Here is a 22647-nt window from a genome sequence, read left to right as displayed (position 1 = left end):
TATGAATACACCTCCGCTGCCCCTGACCCGCGATCTGGTTCTTATTGGCGGCGGTCACACCCACGCACTGCTGCTGCGGAAATGGGGGATGGACCCGCTGCCGGGCGCTCGGGTCACGGTGATCAACCCCGGCCCGACCGCACCGTATTCGGGCATGCTGCCGGGGTTTGTCGCCGGGCATTATGACAGGCACGAGCTGAATATCGATCTGGTCAAGCTGGCCCGGTTCGCAGGTGCGCGCATCGTTCTAGGGGCCGTGGATGGAATTGACCTGAATGACCGACATGTGCATGTGCCCGGACGCCCTCCGATCACGTTTGACGTGGCTTCGGTCAACGTGGGCATCACCTCGGACATGCCACGACTTGAGGGCTTCGCCGAACACGCGACCCCAGCCAAATCGCTGGGGCCATTTGCAGCCAAATGGGGCGATTTTGTCGACCAAAGCGGCCCTGCTGCGGTGGTCGTTATTGGCGGCGGTATTGCGGGCGTCGAATTGGTCATGGCAATGGCCCATGCCCTAAAGTCCAGAAACCGACCCGCGCAGGTCACGTTGATCGACAATGCCCAAGCCCTGACCGCAACGCAGGTCAAAGCCGCATCGACGATAAGGCGCTCGATGTCCGGCCTTGGCATTGAAGTCATCGAAGGCGCGACCATCACGCGGATTGCAAACGATCATGTGCTGCTTGAGGACGGGCGTCAGATTCCGGCGAACTTTGTAACCGGTGCCGCCGGTGCCCGCGCCCATGAGTGGATCGCGCAGACAGGGCTGGATTTGAAAGACGGCTTTATTCAGGTCGACGGGCACCTTCAATCCAGTGACCCGGCTGTCTTTGCCGCCGGGGATTGCGCGCATCTGACCGAAAGCCCAAGACCCAAGGCAGGCGTCTATGCAGTAAGAGAAGCCCCCATTCTGTTCAATAACTTGCGCGCAGCCCTTGGCGCGGGAAAACTGCGCCGGTATGTCCCGCAAAAGGACTACCTGAAACTGGTGTCTTTGGGCGGAAAGTCCGCGCTGGCCGAACGTCTGGGCACCTCGTTCAGTGGTGCGTTGATGTGGAAATGGAAGGACCACATCGACCAGACATTCATGAACAAATTCCGCAACCTGCCTCAGATGACACAACCTGCGCTGCCCCGCGACCACGCCGCTGGGATGGAAAGCGCGGTCGGTGACAAACCTATGTGCGGGGGGTGCGGCGCAAAGATCGGGAGGGGCGCGTTGCGGGACGCCCTGCGCAACCTGCCCAAACCCGACCGCGCAGATGTGACGCCGTTGCCCAATGACGACGCCGCCCTTCTGCTAACCGGAAACGCACGGCAGGTCATGACATCGGATCACCTTCGCGGTTTCACACTCGACCCGGTCCTGATGACTCGGATCGCCGCCGTGCACGCCCTTGGTGATATCTGGGCGATGGGAGCTGCACCGCAAGCTGCAACGGCCACAATCATTTTGCCCCGGATGTCCCCGGACTTGCAGCACCGCACGATGGTCGAGGTCATGACGACGGCTAACGACGTTATCCGTTCAGCCGGAGCTGAAATTGTAGGTGGCCACAGTTCCATGGGGGACGAATTGACCATCGGCTTCACCTTGACCGGCCTGTGTGAGCGCGACCCGATCACGCTTGCCGGTGCACGCCCCGGTGATGCCCTGATCCTGACCAAACCATTGGGCAGCGGTATTCTGATGGCCGCTGAAATGGCTGGCGCGGCGGACGGAGCGTGGGTCACAAAGGCATTTCAACAGATGGCCCAGCCGCAGGATGCAGCTTCGCGCATTCTAGCCGACGCCCATGCCATGACGGACGTAACCGGGTTTGGCCTCGCAGGGCACCTTTTGGGTATCTGCGAAGCATCAGGCTGCGGGGCAACCCTTGCCCCCGATGCAATCCCGATCATGACCGGCGCACTTGAACTGAGCGAAGGCGGCGTCAGATCCACGCTGTTCAATGACAATCGCGCGCTGGCGCCCGAATTGCCCTCCGGCGGCAAGATCGACCTGCTGTTCGACCCGCAAACCGCCGGGGGCTTATTGGCTGCCGTTTCCCCGGATCACGCTCATCAAACCTGTACGACGCTACGTGAGGCGGGATACCCCGCAGTTGTCATTGGCCAAATGACCGAAACATCCGGTCTGCGCCTTCAAAGCTGATCCAAAACCTGTTGGACCTGTGCCGCCGCACTGTCCAGTCCCGCGTCGTCCAACCTAGGAACATCGACATGGGCGATGACCGGCGCTTTGCGCGCCCGGCTGGACTTGGCATAAGCCGGGTCATAGTGCTGCTCCATCAAGGCTCGGGTCAGAGCCTTCTTGTCGCCTGCGTCGATCAACGACAACCACCCATCCACAATATCGTGGCCCCGGTGAAACCGGAGCGGAGACAGCCGATCCCGCAACCGGTCACTATCTGACAACACGTCGTCATAGGCCGACACCAGATAGGCCGAGCGTGCCTCAATCGGGGCAGCGATCTGAATACGGGGCGCGTTTCGAAGCGCGGACCAGATGGTTGGAGGCAAGATCAACGATCCGATTTTCGAAGACTCCGCTTCCACCACCACCGGACGGGCGGGATCCAGCAGGCACAAACTGGCTGCCAACGCGGATTCGAAGGCCTTCTGGCTGGGCTGTCCTCCGGGCATTTCACCCAGCAATGACCCCCGGTGATTTGCCAGCCCTTCAAGATCAAGCACCTGAACGCCACACGCGCCGAGCTTGGCCAGCAATTCGGTCTTTGCGGTACCCGTATACCCGTCCAGCGCAATCAATCGGTGGGGCAACGGGTCATCATACAGGTAATGGTTCACCAACCTGCGATAGGTGCGATAACCGCCCTCGACAACTTCGGCTCGCCAGCCGATTTGCTGCAGCATCCAAGTAAACGACCCTGACCTCTGCCCGCCGCGCCAGCAATAAACCAAGGGCTTCCACCCTCCTACGTGGTGGGACAGGCTGCGTTCGATATGATTAGCCGCGTTCCGAAACACCAATGCCGCGCCCAGCTTTCGCGCCAGAAAGGGGCCTTGCTGAACGTATATCGTGCCGACCCTTGCGCGTTCTTCATTGTCCAACACCGGCAGGTTTATTGCACCGGGCAAATGATCTTCGGCAAATTCCGCAGGGCTGCGCACGTCGATCACCGTGTCAAATCCATGCGCATAGAGTTCGGGCAGGTTGGAAAATTTCAGAACCATGTCAGCGGTCTAACCCGCCCTGCCCGGTTTGGAAAGAACAGCGATCACGCATCGACAGGCTCAATCAGGTCAGGACCAGATGCCCGGTTGGAATTCACCACCGGATCCACCCGGTGAAAACTAAGAACACCTTCGGCCCCCGGTTGCATCAATCGCGCGGCCCCTTTTCCAGTTTCACCCAACCACAAGGGCCAGTTGTTTTGCTCAAGTATCAGGGGCATTCGGTGATGGATCGCGCTCAGGTGTTTGTTGGCAGGGGTTGTGACGATTGCGCAGGTCCCTTGCCGCGCGCCCTCGCCCCCCCAATCTTGCCAGACTCCAGCAAAGGCAATGGGCGCGCCATCATTACGTTGAATGTACCAAGGCAGCCGATCACCCTGGTCCGTCTTGGTCCATTCGTAAAACCCGGTGGCCACGATCAGGCACCGCCGCTCGCGGCAAGCTGCACGAAAGGCGGGCTTCTCGGCAAATGTTTCTGCCCGCGCGTTGATCAGCGAGGGACCCGCGGTTTCCGTCTTGTACCAATGCGGCAGAAACCCCCATCGCAGAGGGTCCAGCGTGCGGCCGTTTTCTCCGGCCCGTACCACATGCACCTGATTTGTCGGGCAAACATTAAAGTTGGGCACGGCAGGCAACGTATTAGCAGGCCGAGCTGCAAAAAGCTGCGCCATAGCGTCGTTGGGAAGAGTTATTGCAAACCGTCCGCACATGGGTAATGAACCATCAACAGTATTTCCTACAGGCACAGGTTCTCACGGGGTCATATGCAAAATCAAACAGCAAGTTCCCTGAAAAGTAAGGCGCTGTCGGCCCTGGACGCAGGCAAGCTGCAGCAAGCATTGAAAAAAGCACAGTTGGGCCTCAAGAAGTTTCCAAAAGACACGGATTTTCACGCCATTTCCGGCTTTGTCCTGACCGAGATGAAGCAGTATCGAAAGTCGATACCACATTTCGTCGAAGCCTCGCGGATGAAACCGGACGATCCGCAATTTGTCGAAAACCTTGCCAACGCGCTGATGCAAACCGGTCAAATTCCCAAGGCGCTGGAATTTGCTGAACAAAAGCTTGAGAAGTTCCCCAACAACAAGGAACTGACCCGCGTCATCGACGAAATCCAGCAAAAGGGAAGCAACTGGCGTCTGATCATCGACTATACTTCCAGAAAGCTGGCCTCGGACCCGGATAACCCCGGTCTTTTGTCGACGCGTGCACGGGCCTATGGGCGCATATCGTTTGTCGAAGACAGCGCGCGCGACATTACCCGGGCTTATGCGCTGGACCCTGAAAATCACAATGTTGCGTTTCAGATGGCCGTTAACCTGCATCAAAGCGGCGACAAGGCGGGGTCGAAGGAAATTATGCAGCGGATTCTGACCGAAGAGCCCGGGCATGTGGCGACGCTGTTCCAACTTTCAACCATGGCGAACGCGGAAACCGCGCCAGACCTGATGCCAGCGGTTGAAGCCGCCCGCAAATCAAATGAGCATGAACTTTCAGAGTTGGAATTCGCCAAGGCCGAGCTGATCTCAAAGACAGAAGGGTTGGGCGCCGCGCTTCCTCAATTTGCGCGGGCCAATGCAGTCCAGCACGAAGCAAACCCGTATGATTTCCAGGCAGAAGAAGAAAAGCTGACGCAGATCACGGACCTGTTCCCCATTGGGGTCGATCCGGTCATGGCTGACCTTTCGGAATCCCCCAAACCCATTTTCGTTCTGGGCCAGCCCCGTTCCGGCACCACGTTGATGGAAATGATGCTGAGTTCTGACCCCGAAATCGCGGGGTGCGGAGAGCTTACGATTACCGGCGACCTGTCTCAGGCCCATTTGAAAATCGGTAAACGGTTCGGCGAAAAAGAGGCGGCGGAATTTGCACGGGAATTCCGCAAGTTGATGCCTCCAATCCCCCACGACTCCGCCGCGTTTGTCGATAAGATGCCGCACAACTTTCAGCGCGCGGGTTTCCTTCTGTCGGCCTTCCCCAATGCCAAAGTCATCAACATGCTGCGCGATCCGCGCGACGTTGGTCTGTCCAAATGGATCAGAAGGTTCCCTGCTGGCGGGATGCGCTATGCCTCAAACCTTGAAGCAATTGCCCACACAGCGAACCTGTACCGTCGCTATATGACGCATTGGACCGCTGTGTTTGGCGACAGAATTCTGACAGTTCCTTACGAAAAGCTGGTCGCCGATCCCAAGACGTACAGCCAACAGGTTGCCGAATTCTGTGACATCAAATGGTCCGAAACCATGATGCACCCGGAAAAGAACACCAAACAGGTCAGAACGGCCAGTATCGACCAAGTGCGCAAGAAAATCTCGACCAAGTCCATTGGCGGTTGGCGCGACGTTTCAGAGCATCTTCAACCGATGCTGCAAGGGTTCGACGCAGAACTTTGGCCGGAATACGATTTCAGCTAACGGGTCCGAAACAAAAAAGGCCGCATCGACTGATGCGGCCTGATTTTTGTTATCTAATTCGCGTTACTTCTGCTTGATGCGACCATCCAGATAAGGCGTGTAAGGCGCGTTTTCTGCAAGGTATTCCGCCGTCACATCAGCCAAGTCCGGGCCAAAGTCGTAGGCATTCTTGTCGTCACCTTCGAACATGCTGTATCCGTCGCCGCCATTGCGGACATAGTTGTTCGTGACAACCAAATAGGTCGCGGCGGGGTCAATCGGCTTAAAGCCGTCGCCATCGGCCACCATTACTTCGGTGATGCGGCCTTCGTTCGGTGCCACTGACGGGTCCCATGTGAAGGTCATGCCCGCCACCTGCGGGAAGCGGCCCTTGACCTCTTCGACTTGGCTGACGCCGTTTTCCAAAGCATCAATCACGCCCTGGCCGCTGATCTCAAAGGTCGAAAGCGTGTTCTGGAACGGCAGAACCGTCAGCACTTCGCCCATGGTCACATCGCCCGAGTTGATTGAGGCCCGTAGACCACCCGAATTGGCAATCGCGATCTGAGCGCCCTGATCCGCGACCCGCGCCAACATCGCGTCGGCGACAAGGTTGCCCATTTGGCATTCCTGAACGCGGCAAACATCGCGGTTTCCTTCAATCGCTTCAGCGGAACTGGCGACCACACGCTGTTTCATTTCCTCGATCGGGGCGCCCATCTCGGCAACACGCGCGGCGATATCGGGGTCCGGAGTTACCGAGGCATCCAGCAGGATTGGCTCACCTTCTGCAGATACAAGGTTTCCGTCATCATCAAAGGTCAGCGTAACCTCGCCGAGATACTTGGAATAGGCATAGGCCTGAACGACCGGAACGTCGCCGACCATCACGGGATAAGACCCAGCCGCGCCCTCTTGCGTGTTGGACAAAAGCGTATGGGAGTGCCCGCCCACGACTAGATCCAGCCCCGGAACTTTTTCGGCAATCTCGATATCCTTGGCCAAACCCACATGGGTCAGGGCGATGACGATATTCACACCCTCGGCCTTCAGCGCTTCGACATCAGCGGTCAGGCTTTCGATTTCGTCCTGAAACACTACGTCCTTGCCGGGGCTTGAGGTTTCCACCGTGTCCGTCGCCAGTGCTGAGACGATCCCGATTTTCTGGCCGCCCAGCTCGAGGACAACATGCCCATCAATGCGATCTTTCAGTTCCGACGAAGACGACAGGTCCAGGTTCCCCGAGATCACGGGAAAACTGACAACGTCAATAAATGCAGCCAGACCTTCGGGGCCGTCGTCAAATTCGTGGTTTCCAACCGCCATGACATCATAGCCGATTGCTTCCATGAACTCAGCTTCCGCAGCGCCCTTATAGGTCGTATAGAACAGCGAACCTTGGAAGGGGTCACCGGCATCAAGCAAAAGATAGTTTTCGCCGCTCAGCGCATCGCGACGGGCGTCCACGATCGTTTTCAACCGCGCAACGCCGCCAAAGCATTTGCCTTCTGCTTCATCCTCGGCATCGCAAGTTGAATCATATTTGTTGATGGACTCGATGCGGCTGTGGATGTCGTTGGTGTGCAGGATCGTCAGCTTGTATTCGGCCAACGCCATGCCTGCGGTCAGGCCCAAAACAGCAGCCGAAGCCAGGAAACGGGTCAACATATTGAAACTCCCTATTGTTATTGGGCGTGATGGTGCGCTCTGCTGTTCAAAGAGTCAAAGGGGGAAATCCATCTTGATTCTAGCCGTCGCGCGGGGCATCACGAGCCCATGCTGATTTACAAGATTTTTCGGGCCGATGAATGGGCCGCGTTGCAGTCCAACGGCGAATCCGATGGCGCTCCGATCGACGTTTCGGATGGGTATGTTCATTTCTCGACCGCGACGCAGGCTGCTGAAACCGCGACCAAGCACTTTGCGGGTGTCACAGGGCTGACCTTGTTGGCCTGCGATGCGGGCGCGATGGGAGGCGACTTGAAATGGGAGGTGTCGCGGGGCGGCGCTTTGTTCCCCCATCTATACCGCAAAATCCGCATGACGGACGTTGTCTGGTCGCGCCCCCTGCCGTTTGATGGACATGCGCACCAATTCCCCGAGGAGATGGAATGACAACCTATATCGACCCCGAGCGCGCGCAATTCGAGGCGTTCAAGACCCTCGACCGCGACCATCCGATCGAGATGCTGAATCTTGTGAAGTTCCGGGCCAAGGCGCAATACCCTGACGGGCATGATCTGGCGAAGGCTGACTTGACCGGCGCGCAGGCCTATCGGAACTACGGAACCGAAACCGCGCCGATCATCGCCCGTTTGGGTGCATCAATACTGTGGCGCGGTGCGTTCCAGACAACCCTGATCGGCCCCGGCGACGAAAGCTGGGATGCCGTTTTCATTGCCCGGTACCCTTCTGCACATGCCTTCCTTGAGATGGTTACGAACCCGACCTATCAAAAGGCGGTTGTGCACCGCCAGGCAGCGGTTGAAACCTCGCGCCTGATCCGCTGCGCCCCGGTACAGGGCGGAGAGTCGTTTGGATGAAACTGACCGAGAAAATTGGCCTTGCCGCCCTTCACCGGATGGACCCGGAAGCCGCTCATGGACTGTCGATCAAAGCCCTGAAGGCTGGGCTGGCCCCGGCACCGGGACCGATTACGTCGCCAAGGCTGCGTACAACAGTTGCAGGGCTTGACCTGCCGAACCCCGTTGGATTGGCCGCCGGTTTCGACAAGAACGGAGAGGTTCTTGCCCCGCTGTCCCGTGCTGGTTTCGGGTTTATCGAAGTCGGCGCAGTCACGCCGCGCCCCCAGCCCGGCAACCCAAAGCCGCGCCTGTTTCGCCTGACCGAAGACAGTGCAGCCATCAACCGGTTCGGCTTTAACAACGAAGGCATGGAGGTTATGGCAGGCCGTCTGGCGCAGCGCCCCAAGGAAGCTGTAATCGGCCTGAACCTTGGTGCGAACAAAGACAGCGACGACCGTCCGGGCGATTTTGCCAAGGTACTGGCCCATTGCGCCCCGCATCTGGATTTTGCCACGGTGAACGTGTCCTCTCCCAACACTGAAAAGCTTAGGGATTTGCAGGGTAAAGCTGCGCTGACTGCATTGTTAAGCGGCGTGATTGAAACCCGTGACGCACTGGCATGTCCTTTGCCGATTTTCCTGAAGATTGCCCCGGACCTGACCGAAGACGAGCTGCAGGATATTGCCGACGTGGCCCGCGAAACAGGTGTAGACGCCGTAATCGCCACCAATACGACACTGTCGCGCGACGGCCTGAGCAGCCCTCATAAGTCCGAGGCTGGTGGTCTTTCCGGCGCGCCGCTGTTTGAAAAATCCACCCACGTTCTGGCACAGTTGAGCAAGCTGACAGACGGGCAGGTTCCGTTGATCGGCGTCGGCGGCATCAGCTCGGCCGAGCAGGCCTATGCAAAGATTTGCGCCGGGGCGTCGGCCGTTCAGTTCTATACAGCCATGGTATTCGGGGGCATTTCCCTTGCCTCTGACATTGCGCAGGGGTTGGACAATCTATTGGCCCGCGATGGGTTTGAAGCTGTTGCGCAGGCCGTTGGCAGCAAACGAGAGGATTGGCTGTGATCGAATATTGGCACAACCCGCGCTGCTCCAAGTCCCGAGCCGGGCTTGCTCTGCTAGAGGAAAACGGCGCAAAGGTTGAAATCCGCAAGTATCTGGATGATGCGCCTTCGGCAGAAGACATCCGCGCCACCCTGCAAAGCTTAGGTATTCCTGCCATCGAAATGATGCGGACCGGCGAAAAGCGTTTCAAGGAACTGGGACTGTCCAAGACAACGCCCGAGGATGACTTGATTGCAGCGATGGCTGCCAATCCGATCTTGATCGAACGCCCTGTGGCGATATCAGGCGGCAAGGCGGTTATTGGTCGGCCTTCTGAAAATCTGCTGACCCTGCTCTAGGCGATCTGGGCTTCCAGTCTGGGGTATCGCCATCCCAAGGTGACGCCCCGGGCAATGTTCAGCACCATCAGGGCCGCCCATAACCCGTGATTGCCCAGCCACGGGACAAGAACAAACAGCGCCACGACATAGATCGCGACGGATTGGATCATCGCTTGCCGCATTGCACGAGTCCACGTGGCGCCGATGTAGATACCGTCGAACATCCAGCTTGCCACGCCGATCACTGGGGCCAATGCTGCCCAGGCCAGATACTCTCGTGCGGCAACCCGCACTTCAGCCGAGGTGGACATAACATCGATCAACGCAGGTCCGGCCAAAAAGAACACTGCCCCCAGCACAAAGGCTCCGCCCACGCCCCAGAGCGACGCCATAACCGAGGCCTGCCGCACCTGATACCGATCCCTAGCGCCAACCGCCCCCCCGACAAGGGCCTCGGCAGAAAACGCGAACCCGTCCAGGGCAAACGCTGTGATTTCAAGAAATTGCAACAAGACCTGATTGGCCGCCAGGTTGACGTCGCCCAGATCTGATCCGACAAACAGAAAGGTCGTAAACGAGCCGGTCAAAAGGACCGAACGGATCATGATATCCCTGTTCACCTGCATCATGCGGCGCAGGCGGGCGGGATCGAATATTCGCGGCCAGTCGCGCCATTGATTGCCACCAAACGCGCTGCGGCACAGCCAGAGGCCCAAAGCCAGACCCGTCCATTCAGCGATCAATGTCGCAATCGCAACACCTTCGACGCCCCAGCCAAGTCCCAGCACAAACCAAAGGTCCAGCACGATATTCAAGCCGTTCATCCAGATTTGCAGGATGAACACCCCTTTTGTCCGTTCGATCGCGATCAGCCAGCCGGTCACCGCATAAAGCGCAATTGTCGCCGGAGCCCCCCAGATTCGAATTTCCAGATAGTCGCGCGTTAATGCCTCAACTTCGGGGCTGGCTGGCGACAGGGCAAACGCGCCCCAGAACACCCAGATTTGCGTCAGGACAAAAAACAGCCCCGCCGCACCGCCCAAAAGCAGCCCCCGCATCAAAAGAGCGCCAGTTTCGGCCGTGTCCCCTGCCCCGCGTGCCTGTGCTGCCAAACCTGTGGTTCCCATACGCAGGAACCCGAAAATCCAATAAATCGCGGACAGGATGACGGCGCCCATACCGACGGCCCCGATTGGCGCGGCCTGGCCCATTTGTCCGACAACACCAGTATCCACGGCCCCCAAAATGGGAACTGTGGCATTCGACAGCACAATCGGCACCGCAATCTTCAGCACCCGCTTATGCGTTATGGGTGCCGAAGCATCCTGCACAGCCGTCACTCTTTGGCGGTCGGTGGTTGTGGCATCAGAAAATGCCCTGTGGCCTGCGCATAGGGGCGCGCGTGATTGTCCTGCCACGCCTCAACCCGCACCGAAGCATATCGCCGCCCTGAACGGCTGACGAAGGCCCGGGCATATGCATCGCGTGGCAAGCCGGACCGCAGATAGTCAACAGTGAAATCCACCGTTTTGGGGAACCGCACCGTGTCATCCTTGAAGATATCTTCTGCATCCAGTTCACCGCTTTCGATCCGGGGAAAGAAAAACTCCCAACTCAGGGTGATTACTGCCGTCACTTCAAGAAAGGCCGCTGTGACTCCACCATGCAAAGCTGGCAGAAAAGGGTTTCCGATCAGCTTTTCGTCGAAGTTCAACACGCTGGTCAGTTCATCCCCGCGCCGGTCAAATCTGATATTGAGAAACCGGATATAGGGCACACCATCAACGATAGCGTTCAAAGCCGCATCGCGTCGTTGCTTTACGACTTGCATGGGCTCAGGACGGGTACGTGCCATTACAGCCCCTCCACGGTGAAAGACCCGGATGCCGTCGCCACAGGCAGATCCTGATCATCGTCCATTGCAGTTGCTCGGACAAAGGCGACGTTGCGGGTGATATGATAGCAGGTCGCGCGGGTCGTGATGCTCTGCCCCGGTGTCGCGGCGCGCATGTAGTCAATCCGCAGGTCGATCGTGGCCGTTCCCCCGGGGGCGGCGGGGTGGCTCATGACAGCGGCCCCGCAACAGGTGTCCAAAACGGCAAAGACCGCCCCCCCGTGGATCACACCTGTTCGCGGATCGCCAACCAGTTGTTCGCTGTACGGCATGGTGATTTCAGCCTCGCCGCTGTCGATTTTGGTCAGGTGCATTCCCAGCGCCTTGGCATGCGGAATCGCCTCGATGAACTGGCGCGCAATCGTCGCATTGTCGACCATGTACTTGTGTCCTCTTGGTTTCTCCCTTTATGAGCGAGGGGCAGGCAAAAGAGCAAGCCTGCCTGTTGCGCTTGCATGCGGCAGGCCATAGGTTGTCCCAGAGGAGATCAGGAATGTCCGACGATCGTTTGTCATTCAAAGAGATGTGCGCCGAGTTCGATGTGACCCCGCGTACCCTGCGCTACTATGAGTATATCGAGTTGCTGCAACCCGAACGGGAAGGCAGGTCGCGGTTCTATGGCCCTCGGGAATGTGCCCGGATGACGCTGATCATGCGGGGGCGGAAATACGGCTTTCCTTTGGAAGACATTCGCCAGTGGCTGTTGATCTACGAAGATCAGGGGAATCAGGCCCAAATGAAGGCCTTCGTTGAATTGGCCGACCAGCAGCTAGTCGAGCTGGAAAAGCAACGACAGCAACTGGATGAGGCGGTCGACGCGTTGCAGAGCATGCGTGATCAAACCGCCAGTTCGCTAGAATAATCAAGGGGCGGCAGGCGCTGCGCCGATTCCCCTCTTCACGGTGTCACCCTAAGGGACCGGCCATTTTCAAATTCGCCGGATCGCCGTGTCCTGCCGCCGCAAATCAGCACAACCTCATCTGTCAGGAATTGTGACGTCACGTTCGTTTGATCTTGGCGCCCAAGGCGCTTGACGTAAACGGATGTTACGTCAACTTATAAGTGACGTAGCGTTTGCATTACGTAAACTACACCTCCGTGTTGTAAGACGCGCATCGACTGCGCAACTAACTATTGAAAACGCCAGTGATCAAGAGTGCTGAACCCATGACCGAAGATCTGATGACCATTCGTGAAATGTGCGAGACGTATGACGTCACTCCACGCACATTGCGTTTTTACGAGGCAAAAGAACTTTTGTTTCCGATCCGTGAAGGGCAAAAACGCCTGTTCACCAAACGCGACCGGGCACGCCTGAAGCTTATCCTTCGCGGGAAACGCTTTGGGTTCAGCCTGGAGGAAATTCGGCAACTGCTGGATCTCTACCACGTCGGCGATCAGCAGATGACCCAGATGACCCGCACGCTTGAGATCGCGCGGGAACGTCTGGTGGACTTGGAATCCCGCCGGGACGAACTGGACCAGGCGATCAGCGAAATGAAAGAGCAGTTGCGCTGGGGCGAAAAAGTCATCGCCTCGATGAAGAACGAGAAAAACGCCGCCGAGTAACCCTGGCGGTCCCTAATCACCCGGACATCTGAATATTAAAGGGAGCTTCAAATGCCCGTCTATAACGCGCCCACCAAAGACATGCAGTTCATCCTGCACGAAGTGCTTAACATTTCGGGGTCGGACATCCCCGGATACAACGAACTGGACGCCGAATTCACCGGTGCCGTGTTGGAAGAAGCGGGAAAGATTGCATCGAACGTCCTGCATCCGCTGAACACCGTTGGCGACACCGAAGGCTGCCGCCTTGAAAACGGCATCGTTTACACACCGACCGGCTTCAAGGACGCGTTCGAGCAGATGAAGGAAGGTGGTTGGACCGGCCTAGATATGCCCGAGGAATTCGGCGGTCAGAACATGCCCTATGTGATGGGTACTGCCGTGGGCGAGATGTTCTCGGCCTCGAACCAGGCGTTCACCATGTATCAAGGTCTAACCCACGGTGCGGCTTCGGCCATTCTGGCGCACGGCACCGACGAACAGAAAGCCACCTATCTGCCCAACATGGTAAGCTGTGAATGGACCGGCACCATGAACCTGACGGAACCGCATTGCGGCACCGACCTGGGCCTAATGCGCACCAAGGCCGAGCCCCAAGATGACGGCTCATACAAGATTTCGGGTCAAAAGATCTTTATCTCGTCCGGCGATCACGACATGGCCGACAACATCATCCATCTGGTGCTGGCCAAGGTCCCCGGCGGCCCCGAGGGCATCAAGGGTGTTTCGCTGTTCATCGTTCCCAAGTTCATGGTGAACGAAGATGGCTCGCTAGGCGAACGCAACGGCGTTTCGGTCGGCAAGATCGAAGAGAAAATGGGCATCCACGGCAACTCGACCTGTGTGATGAACTATGACGAAGCCAAGGGCTTTTTGCTGGGCGACCTGAACAAAGGTATGCGCGCTATGTTCACCATGATGAACGAAGCGCGTCTGGGTGTGGGTATGCAGGGCCTGTCGCAGGCCGAGGCCGCGTATCAGAACGCTTTGGAATACGCCAAGGACCGCCTGCAGGGCCGTGACGTAACCGGCGTGAAAAACCCAGATGGTCCCGCAGACCCGCTGATCGTCCACCCCGACGTCCGCCGCAACTTGATGGATCAGAAAAGCTTCACCGAAGGCGCACGGGCATTCATCCTGTGGGGTGCCACGCTGATCGACCAGGCGCACCGCTCGGAAGACAAGGACGCGGACGGCCTGATCTCGCTGCTGACGCCGGTCATCAAGGGCTTCCTGACCGATCAGGGCTATGACATGACCGTTCAGGCCCAGCAGATTTACGGCGGCCACGGCTACATCGAAGAATGGGGCATGTCGCAATATACCCGCGACGCGCGGATCGCCATGATCTACGAAGGTGCAAACGGCGTTCAGGCACTTGACCTTGTGGGCCGCAAACTGGCCACCGATGGCGGCAAGCACGTCATGGCATTCTTCGAGATCGTCAAGAATTTCTGCAAGGTAAACGGCGGCCAGAACGAAGCCTTCGACAAAGCGTTCATTGAACCGCTCAAGGCGGCTTCGAAGGACTTGCAGGCCGCTGGCATGTATTTCATGCAGAACGGTGCCAAGAACCCCAACCACGCGCTGGCCGGGTCGAACGACTTCATGCACATGTTCGGCCATGTCTGCCTAGGCCTGATGTGGGCGCAAATGGCAAAAGCGTCTTATGCAGCCCTTGACGGCGCAGCCTCGGATACCGAGTTCTACGAGACCAAGATTGCCACCGGCCAGTTCTACATGGCGCGTCGCCTGCCGGCCACCGGCCTGCATCTGGCACGTATCCAGACCGGCGCCGACACAGTCATGGCACTGGAGGCGGCAAACTTCTGATCCTTACCTGGTTCCGGGGGCGACCCCGGAGCCAGTTCCTCGGGAGGGAAAGACATGCCGAAACGATTTCGTTTAACCCGCCGGTTTCCGGTCGCAATGACCGAAGACGGATACCGCAAGCTTAGGGGGTTCGCCCGCGAAGCAGGCTTGGACGAAGGCGAAGCGCTGTCTTTCCTTTTTGAAAACTTCAACAGCGTCATCGATCAGGACAACCTGACCCACCGACTCCGGGTTTTCAATTCCGAGCTAGAGGCGCGCAAGCGTTGAACCAAAAGCAAACAGAACCCGGAAAACCGCGTATTTTCAACAAGAAGAAACTTGCGCAATAGACCGCAACGTCATTCATGAATGACAGGTTCTTGCTGCTAAAGATACGCGTGAAAAACAGTCGATCAACGCCACGGGAGGGGCGCGACCATGACCATGAAACTATATTGCTTCGGCGCGAGCGGAAATTCCTACAAGGCGGCTCTGGCGCTTGAATTGTCCGGTCTGGATTGGGAGCCGATCGAGGTCGAATTCTTCAAGGGCGAGACACGGACCCCTGAATACCGCGACTACGTCAATGCGATGGGTGAAGCCCCGGTGTTGGTTGATGGTGATTTTCGCACCAGCCAGTCCGGCGCGATTCAGGCATATATCACTGAAAAAACCGGCAAATTCGGCGGCACAACGCATGAAGAGAAATACGAGGTTCTGCGTTGGGTTCTCTGGGACAACCATAAGTTCAGTTCGATGGCGGGTTTGACACGCTTCCTGATGAACTTCCTGCCCGCTGAACACCGCAACGCGGACGTTATTGCATTCAATCAAGGGCGTCTGAAAGCGGCTTATCAAGTTCTTGACGCTCATCTGGATGGCCGCGACTGGATCGTTGGCAACGGTGTGACAAACGCCGATCTCAGTTGCTGCGGATATCTGTATTACCCCGAACCTTTCGGCTTTGACCGCGCCGAATGGCCCAATATCGACAAATGGCTGACGCGGCTGTCTGAACAGCCCGGTTGGCAACCACCCTATGACCTGATGCCCGGCCAAGCACCGGATCGAGCTTAAGGAGAGCTACTGATGACCGAAGCATATATCTATGACGCCCTGCGCACCCCGCGTGGCAAGGGCCGTAAGGATGGCAGTCTGCACGAGGTGACCTCGGTGCGACTGTCCGCCGTGACCCTGAACGCGCTGAAGGAGCGTAACAACCTTGAAGGCCACGCCGTTGAGGACGTGATCTGGGGCAACGCCACTCAGGCAATGGAACAAGGCGGCTGTCTGGCCCGGACTGCTGTTCTGGCGTCGGATCTGGATGAAAGCATCCCCGGCCTGTCGATCAACCGTTTCTGCGCATCGGGCATGGAGGCCGTGAACCTGGCGGCAAACCAGGTCAAAGGCGGTGCTGGCGACGGCTACATCGCCGGTGGCGTGGAAATGATGGGCCGCGTGCCCATGGGTTCCGACGGGGCAGCGATTGCCATTGACCCGACCGTGGCGATGGACACCTATTTCGTGCCGCAGGGGATTTCCTCGGACATCATCGCAACTGAATACGGGTTCAGCCGTGAACAGGCCGACCAGTTGGCGATGGAATTGCAGCGCCGTGCGGCACAAGCCTGGGAAGAAAACCGGTTCGAGAAATCGGTGATCTCGGTCAAGGACCGCAACGGCCTGACCATTCTGGACCGCGACGAATACATGCGCCCCGGCACCGACATGCAGAGCTTGGGCAGCCTGAACCCCGCCTTTCAGATGATGGGTGAGCAGATGCCCGGTTTCGACAAGGTGGCGCTGCTGAAATACCCGCATCTGGAAAAGATCAACCACATCCACCATGCGGGCAACAGCTCGGGCATTGTGGACGGGGCTGCGGCGGTTCTGATCGGCAACAAGGAATTCGGTGAAAAGCACGGCCTGAAACCCCGCGCGCGCATCAAGGCCACCGCCAAGATTGGTCTGGACCCGACCATCATGTTGACCGGCCCCGTGCCGGTGACACAGAAAATTCTGGCTGACAGCGGCATGGCGATCTCGGACCTGGACCTGTTCGAGGTGAACGAAGCCTTTGCCTCGGTCGTGCTGCGCTTCCAGCAGGCGTTCGATGTCGACCCCGAACTGGTCAACGTCAACGGCGGCTCGATCGCTATGGGTCACCCGCTTGGCGCCACCGGTGCGATCATCATCGGCACCCTGCTGGACGAGTTGGAGCGCCAGGACAAAGAGACTGGTCTGGCGACGCTGTGCGTGGCCTCGGGCATGGGTGCAGCCACCATCATCGAGAGGGTGTAATGCCCAAGCTGGATCTCTCGCGGATCCCGTTTGTGGAGGGGTCGTCCTATCCCGGCAAACTGGCCGAGGCGACCGCAGGTCGTTTCGTTCAGCGACTGGGGGATGCGGGCGGTCTGACCCAATGCGGGGTCAACATCGTGCGGTTGGAACCGGCGGGGATGTCCTCGTTGCGGCACTACCACATGGAGCAGGACGAGTTTGCCATTGTGCTTTCCGGCACCTGCACCCTGATCGACGATGACGGTGAACATGAGATGCAGCCCGGTGACTGTGCGGCCTGGCCCGCAGGTGAGCCCAACGGCCACCACTTTGTGAACAAAACCGACGCGCCTGCGACCTTTCTGGTGGTGGGCACGCGGACCCCGACCGAGACCGCTTACTACAGCGACCTGGACATGATGGTGAAGGACGACGCATATGGCGAATCCTTCACCCGGAAAGACGGCAGCCCCCTGACGGCTGACCAGATAGGAGACGACGGATGACCGAGTTTACCCTGACCAAAGACGCCGATGGCGTCGGTACAATCACCTGGGATGTTCCCGGCAAATCAATGAACGTGATGTCCTTTGACGGGCTGACACAACTGGATGCCTGCATTGATCAGGCGCTGGCTGACGATGAGGTCAAAGGCATAATCATCACTTCGGGCAAAGAGGGATCCTTTGCCGGTGGCATGGACCTGAACCTGCTGGCCGTGATGAAGGAACAGGCGGGTGATGACCCGGCCAAGGGCCTGTTCGAAGGCACGATGAACATGCACAAGCTGCTGCGCAAAATCGAGTTGGCTGGCATGGACCCCAAGACCAAAAAGGGCGGCAAGCCGATTGCGGCCGTTCTGCCCGGAACCGCCGCCGGTATTGGCATGGAACTTCCCCTGTCGACCCATCGCATCTTTGCCGGTGAAAGCCCCAAGGCCAAATACGGCCTGCCGGAAATTATGATCGGCATCTTCCCCGGCGCAGGCGGAACCACACGGATGGTCCGCAAGGTCGGCGCAATGGCTGCGGCTCCGCTGCTGCTGGAAGGCAAGATGTTGGACGCCAAGAAGGCCAAAAGCGCAGGCTATATCGACGAGATCGCAGCAGACCCGATGGCTGCAGCGAAAGAATGGGTTCTGAACGCCAAAGACGCCGATCTGGTCAAGCCGTGGGATGCCAAAGGTTATAAGATGCCCGGTGGCGCTCCGTTCAGCCCGGCTGGTTTCCCGAACTTCGTCGGTGCTGCCGCGATGGTGCATGGCAAGACGCAAGGCGCATTCCCTGCTGCCAAAGCCTTGTTGAGCGCGGTTTACGAAGGTGCGTTAGTTGATTTCGACACCGCGCTGAAGATCGAGGCCCGCTGGTTCACTACCGTACTGATGAACCCCTCTTCCGGCGCGATGATCCGCTCTTTGTTCCTGAACAAAGAGGCGCTGGACAAGGGTGCCGTGCGCCCCGCCGGTATCCCCGATCAGTCGGTCAAGAAGATCGGCGTTCTAGGTGCAGGCATGATGGGGGCCGGTATCGCCTTGGTTTCTGCGCAAGCCGGGATGGAGGTTGTTCTGATCGACCGTGATCAGGCCGCCGCCGACAAGGGCAAGGCCTATACCGAAGCCTATCTGGACAAGGGCATGAAGCGCGGCAAAGTCACCGAGGACAAGAAAGTCGCCATGCTGGGCCAGATCACCGCGACCCCGGATCTGGATCAGCTGAAAGGCTGTGACCTGATCATCGAGGCCGTGTTTGAAGACCCCGCGGTCAAGGCCGACATGACCAAAAAGGTCGAGGCTATTATCCCCGAAGATTGCATCTTTGCGTCGAACACCTCGACCCTGCCGATCACCGATCTGGCCAAGGCAAGCGTGCGGCCTGAGCAGTTCATCGGCATCCACTTCTTCTCGCCGGTCGAGAAGATGTTCCTGGTCGAGATCATCAAAGGCAAGGAAACCGGGGATCGCGCAGTCGCCAAGGCGTTGGACTATGTGCGCCAAATCCGCAAGACGCCGATCGTGGTTAATGACGCGCGGTTCTTCTACTGCAACCGCTGTATCATCCCCTACCTGAACGAAGGTGCCCGCATGGTGACAGAGGGCGTCAGCCCCGTGCTGATCGACAACGCCGCACGCCAATTGGGCTTTCCTGTGGGGCCGATCACGCTCACTGATGAAACCTCGATTGATCTGGGGGCCAAGATTGCTCGCGCGACCAAGGCAGCGATGGGCAATGCCTACCCCGAAAGCCCGGCGGACGATCTGATGTTCTGGATGGAAGAACAGGGCCGTCTGGGGCGGAAGTCTAAATCCGGCTTCTTCGACTATGACGAAAAGGGCAAGCGCCTGGGTTATTGGAAAGGGATGCAAGACAAATACCCGCTGGCCGAGGATCAGCCCGACCTGATCGAGGTTCAAGAACGTCTGATGTTCGCCCAGGTTCTGGAAGCCGTCCGCGCGCTGGAGGAAGGCGTGGTAGAAGATATCCGCGAGGCCGATGTGGGTGCGATCCTGGCATGGGGCTTTGCACCTTGGTCCGGTGGCCCACTTAGCTGGGTAGATATCATTGGTGCCCCCTATGCCGCCGAGCGTTGCGACCAACTATCGGCTAAATATGGCGATCGCTTCGCCTGCCCGCCGCTGCTGCGTGAAATGGCTGAGAAGGGTCAGACCTTCTATGGCCGCTTCGACCCCGAAGCAAAAGCCGCATAAATTAACAAAGCTGGCGCATGTCCTTATGCGCCAGCTTTTCCATTTTCTCGGAAGCCCGCGCAGACCACCCTGCATGGCTTCAAGTTTCGCCCCCAATTTTGTTTGAATTCGTGATCAGTTCGGCGGGTCGAATTGATATCCGAACCTGTCGATATCTTCTGCGCAGGCACTGGCAATAGCGGAGGCTGTTCGGGCTGAGTAGTATTGCCTGTAGCCCTTGGAACGAACTGACGGATTCACACGCCGCAAATCGAACTGAAACCCAAGATGCGCAAACAATGGCGCTGCATCCTGTTCGAAATGTTCCAACCGAATGTAGGCCCTGCAACACTCCTGCCCTTCTGCCGTGGTCATATATTGGCGTGCCGGGTAGTTTTGAAAGGATCGTAGTGTTGCCGGGTGCATAACGAAGTCTTCAAAAGACAGCGCCTTGGCCAGCGAGACTGCGGGATGATCAAAATCCTGATCCTGTAACCAGTGAAAATAGCTGACCATTCGGTCCCATGGGTTACGCACCAGCGTGAAGGTAAACATGTCCTTCAGGTCGTCGGCGGTCAGAACTCCGTCAATATCCGCAAGTGTCGAGTGTTTCCACAGCCGCCCGCGTGCGTTAAGCGACTTGGCCCGTTTGCGACGCCTTTTGGCTTTGGGAGTGTCCCCCAACAGAATGTCGTCTTTCATCGCACGCTGTTCCAGCGCCAGCGCAAGCGATGTCCCCCCCGTTTTGGGAATGTGGACAAAGACACAGCGCCGCCCTCGCGAGATAATCACGCCGCCACCTTTCGCGCCACTTCCCGCGAGGCGCGCCACCCCAACAATGCCCCAGCCGTGGCGATCAGACCAATTCCCACCGTCTGCAACATTCCGATTGTTTGACCGAAGGCGACCCATGCAAAAAGCGGTCCAAAGACCATAACCGAGTATTCAAAGACCGCGACATACGAGGGTTCCCCGATCTGGTATGACTTGATCAACATAAAGACGGCAATCGTGGACCCTCCGGCCTGCAACAGAATCCAAGGCACGGCGGGCGTCATATTAGGCTCCCAGCCTCGGGTCGCGAAGCCCTGCGGCCCGGCGACAGACTCAAGCGGAAACACCGACAGGGCCACAAGCCCGATTGCCCCGGCCACACCCAAAGTGATGACCATGGCCGCCAAAAGCGAGACGGTGCTTTCCTCGGAACAATGGCTGCGGGTGATTATTGCGCTCAGGGCGTAGAACAACCCTCCTGCGACAGGCAGCAAGCTTAGCGTGTCAAACTCATACGGATTCGGCTGCAAGACACACAAGATACCGCAAAACCCAAGGATGACAGCAAATATGCGCCACGGTCCGATGGTCTGCTTCAGCCACAAGGCGGAAATCAAAAGCACGAAGATCGGCGAAGTGAACAATCCGGCCAGCGCCTGCGCAATCGGCATCAGCGCAAGGGAAGAAAAGTAAAACAACATGGCTAGGGTGATCAGAACACTACGCAAAACAACCGGCCCCAGCCGTTTCGGGCGCAGGCTGCCCAGGCCCAGCAGCGACAGCCCGACAATCAACGGTAGCATCAGCAAAGAACGGCTCAGGTGGAACTGCCACAATCCAATCGTTTCAGCCAACAGCACCACCACATTGTCGATCACTCCGATAATTGCCATGGCGCTGATCATCAGCACCGACGCGAGTATTGGTGATGTCTGCGTTTCTGACTGCATCTGCCGCCCTGACACTGATCCCGGACGCGAAATTTTTCCCGCGCGTCGTGATATCCAGCACATTTCCCGATTAACATGCAACAGGTTTGCGCCATTGGATTTTAGCGTGCTAAACTAAGTTCAAATAATAACGAGCAGACCTCACCTTGATGACGGCCCTGAAACAGTACCAGCGGATCGAAGCCACCGGTCTGTGGCGCCCCTCGCCCGATGTGCAACGGCGCGAGGTCGTAGTTTCAATTGGCGAAGCGACTCTGACAATTTCGGATTTCAATGACCGCGCCCTGACACATTGGTCACTGGCAGCGCTGGAACGTCAAAACCCCGGCAGCTATCCGGCCATTTTCAACCCCGATGGCGACCCGGAAGAAACGCTGGAACTGGCGGAATCCGAAACCACCATGATTGAGGCCATCGACCGCCTGCAACGCGCAATCGACCGTGCGCGACCACATCCGGGGCGGCTGCGATGGCTGAGCGTTGCGGGCGTTGTCGGGGCCGTTCTTGCGCTTTTGCTGCTATGGGTGCCGGCCGCCCTGCAAAACCACGTTGTGTCTGTCGTGCCGGAGATCAAAAGGCAGGACATAGGCGACGCCATCCTGAGCCGGATTGAAAGGGTGTCAGGCCGCGCGTGCGCCTCTGCGGACGCGCAGGAGGCACTGGATCATCTAGCGACGCGGACGGGGGTGCGCAGCGTCGTGATCCTTCCTGCGGGCGTGCAAAGTAGCCTTAGCCTACCCGGAGGGATCATCCTTCTGAACCGCTCATTGGTTGAAGACCACGAAGACCCCTCGGTCGCGGCAGGGTACATCATCGCCGAACGCGCGAGGGCGGCGGCTCAGGATCCTTTGGATGACCTTCTGGACCGAACCGGAGTGCGCTCGGCCTTTCGCCTTCTCACGACTGGAGAACTGACCCCCGATATCGTCGATACGTATACCGAGCAGGTCTTGTCCGAGCCGCGCCCTACCTTGCCGGACGACGACCTGCTTGAGCTTTTCGCGCAAGTCGCTCTTCCCTCGACACCATATGCCTATGCGATGGATGTGACGGGCGAAACCGTTCTGGGCCTGATCGAAGCTGACCCGATGGCAGGACGACCTTTGCAACAGGTGCTGCCGGACCGCGATTGGGTCCGGCTTCAGAACATCTGCGGAGAGTAGACCG

General features: G+C 58.2%; 23 protein-coding genes. 15 read left to right on the top strand and 8 right to left on the bottom strand.

Going from position 1 to position 22647, the window contains the following annotated elements; all coding sequences use genetic code 11:
• The first annotated feature begins 1 nt into the window (after position 1).
• Positions 2–2161 carry a selenide, water dikinase SelD gene (gene selD, locus ACT2B1_RS07200; RefSeq protein ID WP_481668842.1) on the top strand — a complete coding sequence of 720 codons (2160 nt, stop codon included), beginning with the start codon at positions 2–4 and terminating at the stop codon, positions 2159–2161.
• Here selD and mnmH read toward each other — a convergent pair.
• Positions 2152–3204 carry a tRNA 2-selenouridine(34) synthase MnmH gene (gene mnmH, locus ACT2B1_RS07195; RefSeq protein WP_481668841.1) on the bottom strand — a complete coding sequence of 351 codons (1053 nt, stop codon included), beginning with the start codon at positions 3202–3204 and terminating at the stop codon, positions 2152–2154. The two genes, selD and mnmH, sit on opposite strands and share 10 nt — an antisense overlap.
• Before the next feature lie 44 nt (positions 3205–3248).
• Complete coding sequence (locus ACT2B1_RS07190; protein WP_481668840.1) at positions 3249–3914, bottom strand: SOS response-associated peptidase; 666 nt, start codon at positions 3912–3914, stop codon at positions 3249–3251.
• A gap of 54 nt (positions 3915–3968) precedes the next feature.
• On the opposite strand from ACT2B1_RS07190, the gene ACT2B1_RS07185 reads away from it, so the two are divergent.
• Positions 3969–5621, top strand: a complete 1653-nt coding sequence (locus tag ACT2B1_RS07185) for a tetratricopeptide repeat-containing sulfotransferase family protein (RefSeq protein WP_171240041.1) — start codon at positions 3969–3971, stop codon at positions 5619–5621.
• Positions 5622–5684: 63 nt separating this feature from the next.
• Here the strand turns inward: ACT2B1_RS07185 and ACT2B1_RS07180 are convergent, their stop codons facing one another.
• The gene (locus ACT2B1_RS07180) at positions 5685–7268 is read right to left on the bottom strand and encodes a bifunctional metallophosphatase/5'-nucleotidase (RefSeq protein ID WP_481668839.1); all 1584 of its coding nucleotides are present in this window, start codon (positions 7266–7268) and stop codon (positions 5685–5687) included.
• A gap of 108 nt (positions 7269–7376) precedes the next feature.
• Between ACT2B1_RS07180 and ACT2B1_RS07175 the strand changes: the two genes are divergently transcribed.
• The 4 genes from ACT2B1_RS07175 to arsC are packed head-to-tail and all read left to right on the top strand — an operon-like array spanning position 7377 to position 9536.
• Positions 7377–7715: a DUF952 domain-containing protein gene (locus tag ACT2B1_RS07175; RefSeq protein WP_171240039.1), complete on the top strand. Its 339-nt coding sequence runs from the start codon at positions 7377–7379 to the stop codon at positions 7713–7715.
• Complete coding sequence (locus ACT2B1_RS07170; protein WP_171240038.1) at positions 7712–8143, top strand: DUF1330 domain-containing protein; 432 nt, start codon at positions 7712–7714, stop codon at positions 8141–8143. Before ACT2B1_RS07175 ends, ACT2B1_RS07170 begins: the two co-directional genes overlap by 4 nt.
• The gene (locus tag ACT2B1_RS07165; RefSeq protein ID WP_481668838.1) at positions 8140–9198 is read left to right on the top strand and encodes a quinone-dependent dihydroorotate dehydrogenase; all 1059 of its coding nucleotides are present in this window, start codon (positions 8140–8142) and stop codon (positions 9196–9198) included. Before ACT2B1_RS07170 ends, ACT2B1_RS07165 begins: the two co-directional genes overlap by 4 nt.
• Positions 9195–9536, top strand: a complete 342-nt coding sequence (arsC, locus tag ACT2B1_RS07160) for an arsenate reductase (glutaredoxin) (protein ID WP_171210860.1) — start codon at positions 9195–9197, stop codon at positions 9534–9536. The genes ACT2B1_RS07165 and arsC overlap by 4 nt, the downstream gene beginning before the upstream one ends.
• On the opposite strand, the gene ACT2B1_RS07155 is transcribed toward arsC, so the two are convergent.
• Genes ACT2B1_RS07155 through ACT2B1_RS07145 form a run of 3 tightly spaced genes read right to left on the bottom strand, consistent with a single transcriptional unit; the run spans position 9533 to position 11792 of the window.
• The gene (locus tag ACT2B1_RS07155; protein WP_171210861.1) at positions 9533–10849 is read right to left on the bottom strand and encodes an MATE family efflux transporter; all 1317 of its coding nucleotides are present in this window, start codon (positions 10847–10849) and stop codon (positions 9533–9535) included. The two genes, arsC and ACT2B1_RS07155, sit on opposite strands and share 4 nt — an antisense overlap.
• A 5-nt stretch (positions 10850–10854) precedes the next feature.
• Positions 10855–11373 carry a PaaI family thioesterase gene (locus ACT2B1_RS07150; protein WP_171240036.1) on the bottom strand — a complete coding sequence of 173 codons (519 nt, stop codon included), beginning with the start codon at positions 11371–11373 and terminating at the stop codon, positions 10855–10857.
• Complete coding sequence (locus ACT2B1_RS07145) at positions 11373–11792, bottom strand: PaaI family thioesterase (RefSeq protein ID WP_171122002.1); 420 nt, start codon at positions 11790–11792, stop codon at positions 11373–11375. Before ACT2B1_RS07145 ends, ACT2B1_RS07150 begins: the two co-directional genes overlap by 1 nt.
• A 113-nt stretch (positions 11793–11905) precedes the next feature.
• Between ACT2B1_RS07145 and ACT2B1_RS07140 the strand changes: the two genes are divergently transcribed.
• The 8 genes from ACT2B1_RS07140 (at position 11906) to ACT2B1_RS07105 (ending at position 19777) form a co-directional block, all read left to right on the top strand.
• The gene (locus ACT2B1_RS07140) at positions 11906–12274 is read left to right on the top strand and encodes a MerR family transcriptional regulator (protein ID WP_171122001.1); all 369 of its coding nucleotides are present in this window, start codon (positions 11906–11908) and stop codon (positions 12272–12274) included.
• A 305-nt stretch (positions 12275–12579) separates the two neighbouring features.
• A complete protein-coding gene (locus ACT2B1_RS07135) occupies positions 12580–12981 on the top strand; it encodes a MerR family transcriptional regulator (RefSeq protein WP_171125445.1) in 402 nt (133 codons plus the stop codon).
• Positions 12982–13032: 51 nt separating this feature from the next.
• Positions 13033–14814 carry an acyl-CoA dehydrogenase C-terminal domain-containing protein gene (locus ACT2B1_RS07130; protein WP_171240035.1) on the top strand — a complete coding sequence of 594 codons (1782 nt, stop codon included), beginning with the start codon at positions 13033–13035 and terminating at the stop codon, positions 14812–14814.
• 54 nt (positions 14815–14868) lie between these two features.
• Positions 14869–15081 (top strand): hypothetical protein, encoded by a 213-nt coding sequence (locus ACT2B1_RS07125; protein ID WP_171121998.1) that lies wholly within the window; start codon positions 14869–14871, stop codon positions 15079–15081.
• Between the two features lie 150 nt (positions 15082–15231).
• Positions 15232–15870, top strand: coding sequence for a glutathione S-transferase family protein (locus ACT2B1_RS07120; RefSeq protein WP_171240034.1), 639 nt, complete (start codon positions 15232–15234; stop codon positions 15868–15870).
• A gap of 12 nt (positions 15871–15882) precedes the next feature.
• On the top strand, positions 15883–17094 hold the full coding sequence (locus tag ACT2B1_RS07115) for an acetyl-CoA C-acetyltransferase (RefSeq protein WP_481668837.1): 1212 nt from the start codon (positions 15883–15885) through the stop codon (positions 17092–17094).
• The gene (locus ACT2B1_RS07110) at positions 17094–17579 is read left to right on the top strand and encodes a cupin domain-containing protein (protein ID WP_171240032.1); all 486 of its coding nucleotides are present in this window, start codon (positions 17094–17096) and stop codon (positions 17577–17579) included. The genes ACT2B1_RS07115 and ACT2B1_RS07110 overlap by 1 nt, the downstream gene beginning before the upstream one ends.
• Complete coding sequence (locus ACT2B1_RS07105; RefSeq protein WP_171121994.1) at positions 17576–19777, top strand: 3-hydroxyacyl-CoA dehydrogenase NAD-binding domain-containing protein; 2202 nt, start codon at positions 17576–17578, stop codon at positions 19775–19777. The genes ACT2B1_RS07110 and ACT2B1_RS07105 overlap by 4 nt, the downstream gene beginning before the upstream one ends.
• A 114-nt stretch (positions 19778–19891) precedes the next feature.
• On the opposite strand, the gene ACT2B1_RS07100 is transcribed toward ACT2B1_RS07105, so the two are convergent.
• A complete protein-coding gene (locus ACT2B1_RS07100) occupies positions 19892–20548 on the bottom strand; it encodes a sulfotransferase family 2 domain-containing protein (protein ID WP_171240031.1) in 657 nt (218 codons plus the stop codon).
• A complete protein-coding gene (locus tag ACT2B1_RS07095) occupies positions 20545–21480 on the bottom strand; it encodes a DMT family transporter (RefSeq protein ID WP_171121992.1) in 936 nt (311 codons plus the stop codon). Before ACT2B1_RS07095 ends, ACT2B1_RS07100 begins: the two co-directional genes overlap by 4 nt.
• Positions 21481–21629: 149 nt before the next feature.
• Between ACT2B1_RS07095 and ACT2B1_RS07090 the strand changes: the two genes are divergently transcribed.
• Entirely contained in the window at positions 21630–22643 is a 1014-nt protein-coding gene (locus ACT2B1_RS07090) for a hypothetical protein (protein ID WP_171121991.1), read from the top strand.
• Positions 22644–22647: the final 4 nt, after the last annotated feature.

This window comes from Ruegeria sp. S263, from assembly GCF_056780525.1.
This window is presented reverse-complemented; position numbering and strand designations above follow the sequence as displayed.

Excerpts from the sequence above, each read along its gene's own strand:
- ACT2B1_RS07190 (WP_481668840.1), bottom strand. The coding sequence starts at position 3,914 with ATGTGCGGACGGTTTGCAATAACTCTTCCCAACGACGCTATGGCGCAG.
- ACT2B1_RS07185 (WP_171240041.1), top strand. The coding sequence starts at position 3,969 with ATGCAAAATCAAACAGCAAGTTCCCTGAAAAGTAAGGCGCTGTCGGCC.
- ACT2B1_RS07105 (WP_171121994.1), top strand. The coding sequence starts at position 17,576 with ATGACCGAGTTTACCCTGACCAAAGACGCCGATGGCGTCGGTACAATC.
- ACT2B1_RS07140 (WP_171122001.1), top strand. The coding sequence starts at position 11,906 with ATGTCCGACGATCGTTTGTCATTCAAAGAGATGTGCGCCGAGTTCGAT.
- ACT2B1_RS07180 (WP_481668839.1), bottom strand. The coding sequence starts at position 7,268 with ATGTTGACCCGTTTCCTGGCTTCGGCTGCTGTTTTGGGCCTGACCGCA.
- ACT2B1_RS07130 (WP_171240035.1), top strand. The coding sequence starts at position 13,033 with ATGCCCGTCTATAACGCGCCCACCAAAGACATGCAGTTCATCCTGCAC.
- ACT2B1_RS07165 (WP_481668838.1), top strand. The coding sequence starts at position 8,140 with ATGAAACTGACCGAGAAAATTGGCCTTGCCGCCCTTCACCGGATGGAC.
- selD (WP_481668842.1), top strand. The coding sequence starts at position 2 with ATGAATACACCTCCGCTGCCCCTGACCCGCGATCTGGTTCTTATTGGC.
- mnmH (WP_481668841.1), bottom strand. The coding sequence starts at position 3,204 with ATGGTTCTGAAATTTTCCAACCTGCCCGAACTCTATGCGCATGGATTT.
- ACT2B1_RS07095 (WP_171121992.1), bottom strand. The coding sequence starts at position 21,480 with ATGCAGTCAGAAACGCAGACATCACCAATACTCGCGTCGGTGCTGATG.
- ACT2B1_RS07110 (WP_171240032.1), top strand. The coding sequence starts at position 17,094 with ATGCCCAAGCTGGATCTCTCGCGGATCCCGTTTGTGGAGGGGTCGTCC.
- ACT2B1_RS07090 (WP_171121991.1), top strand. The coding sequence starts at position 21,630 with ATGACGGCCCTGAAACAGTACCAGCGGATCGAAGCCACCGGTCTGTGG.
- ACT2B1_RS07145 (WP_171122002.1), bottom strand. The coding sequence starts at position 11,792 with ATGGTCGACAATGCGACGATTGCGCGCCAGTTCATCGAGGCGATTCCG.
- ACT2B1_RS07170 (WP_171240038.1), top strand. The coding sequence starts at position 7,712 with ATGACAACCTATATCGACCCCGAGCGCGCGCAATTCGAGGCGTTCAAG.
- ACT2B1_RS07120 (WP_171240034.1), top strand. The coding sequence starts at position 15,232 with ATGACCATGAAACTATATTGCTTCGGCGCGAGCGGAAATTCCTACAAG.
- ACT2B1_RS07115 (WP_481668837.1), top strand. The coding sequence starts at position 15,883 with ATGACCGAAGCATATATCTATGACGCCCTGCGCACCCCGCGTGGCAAG.
- ACT2B1_RS07135 (WP_171125445.1), top strand. The coding sequence starts at position 12,580 with ATGACCGAAGATCTGATGACCATTCGTGAAATGTGCGAGACGTATGAC.
- ACT2B1_RS07175 (WP_171240039.1), top strand. The coding sequence starts at position 7,377 with ATGCTGATTTACAAGATTTTTCGGGCCGATGAATGGGCCGCGTTGCAG.
- ACT2B1_RS07125 (WP_171121998.1), top strand. The coding sequence starts at position 14,869 with ATGCCGAAACGATTTCGTTTAACCCGCCGGTTTCCGGTCGCAATGACC.
- ACT2B1_RS07150 (WP_171240036.1), bottom strand. The coding sequence starts at position 11,373 with ATGGCACGTACCCGTCCTGAGCCCATGCAAGTCGTAAAGCAACGACGC.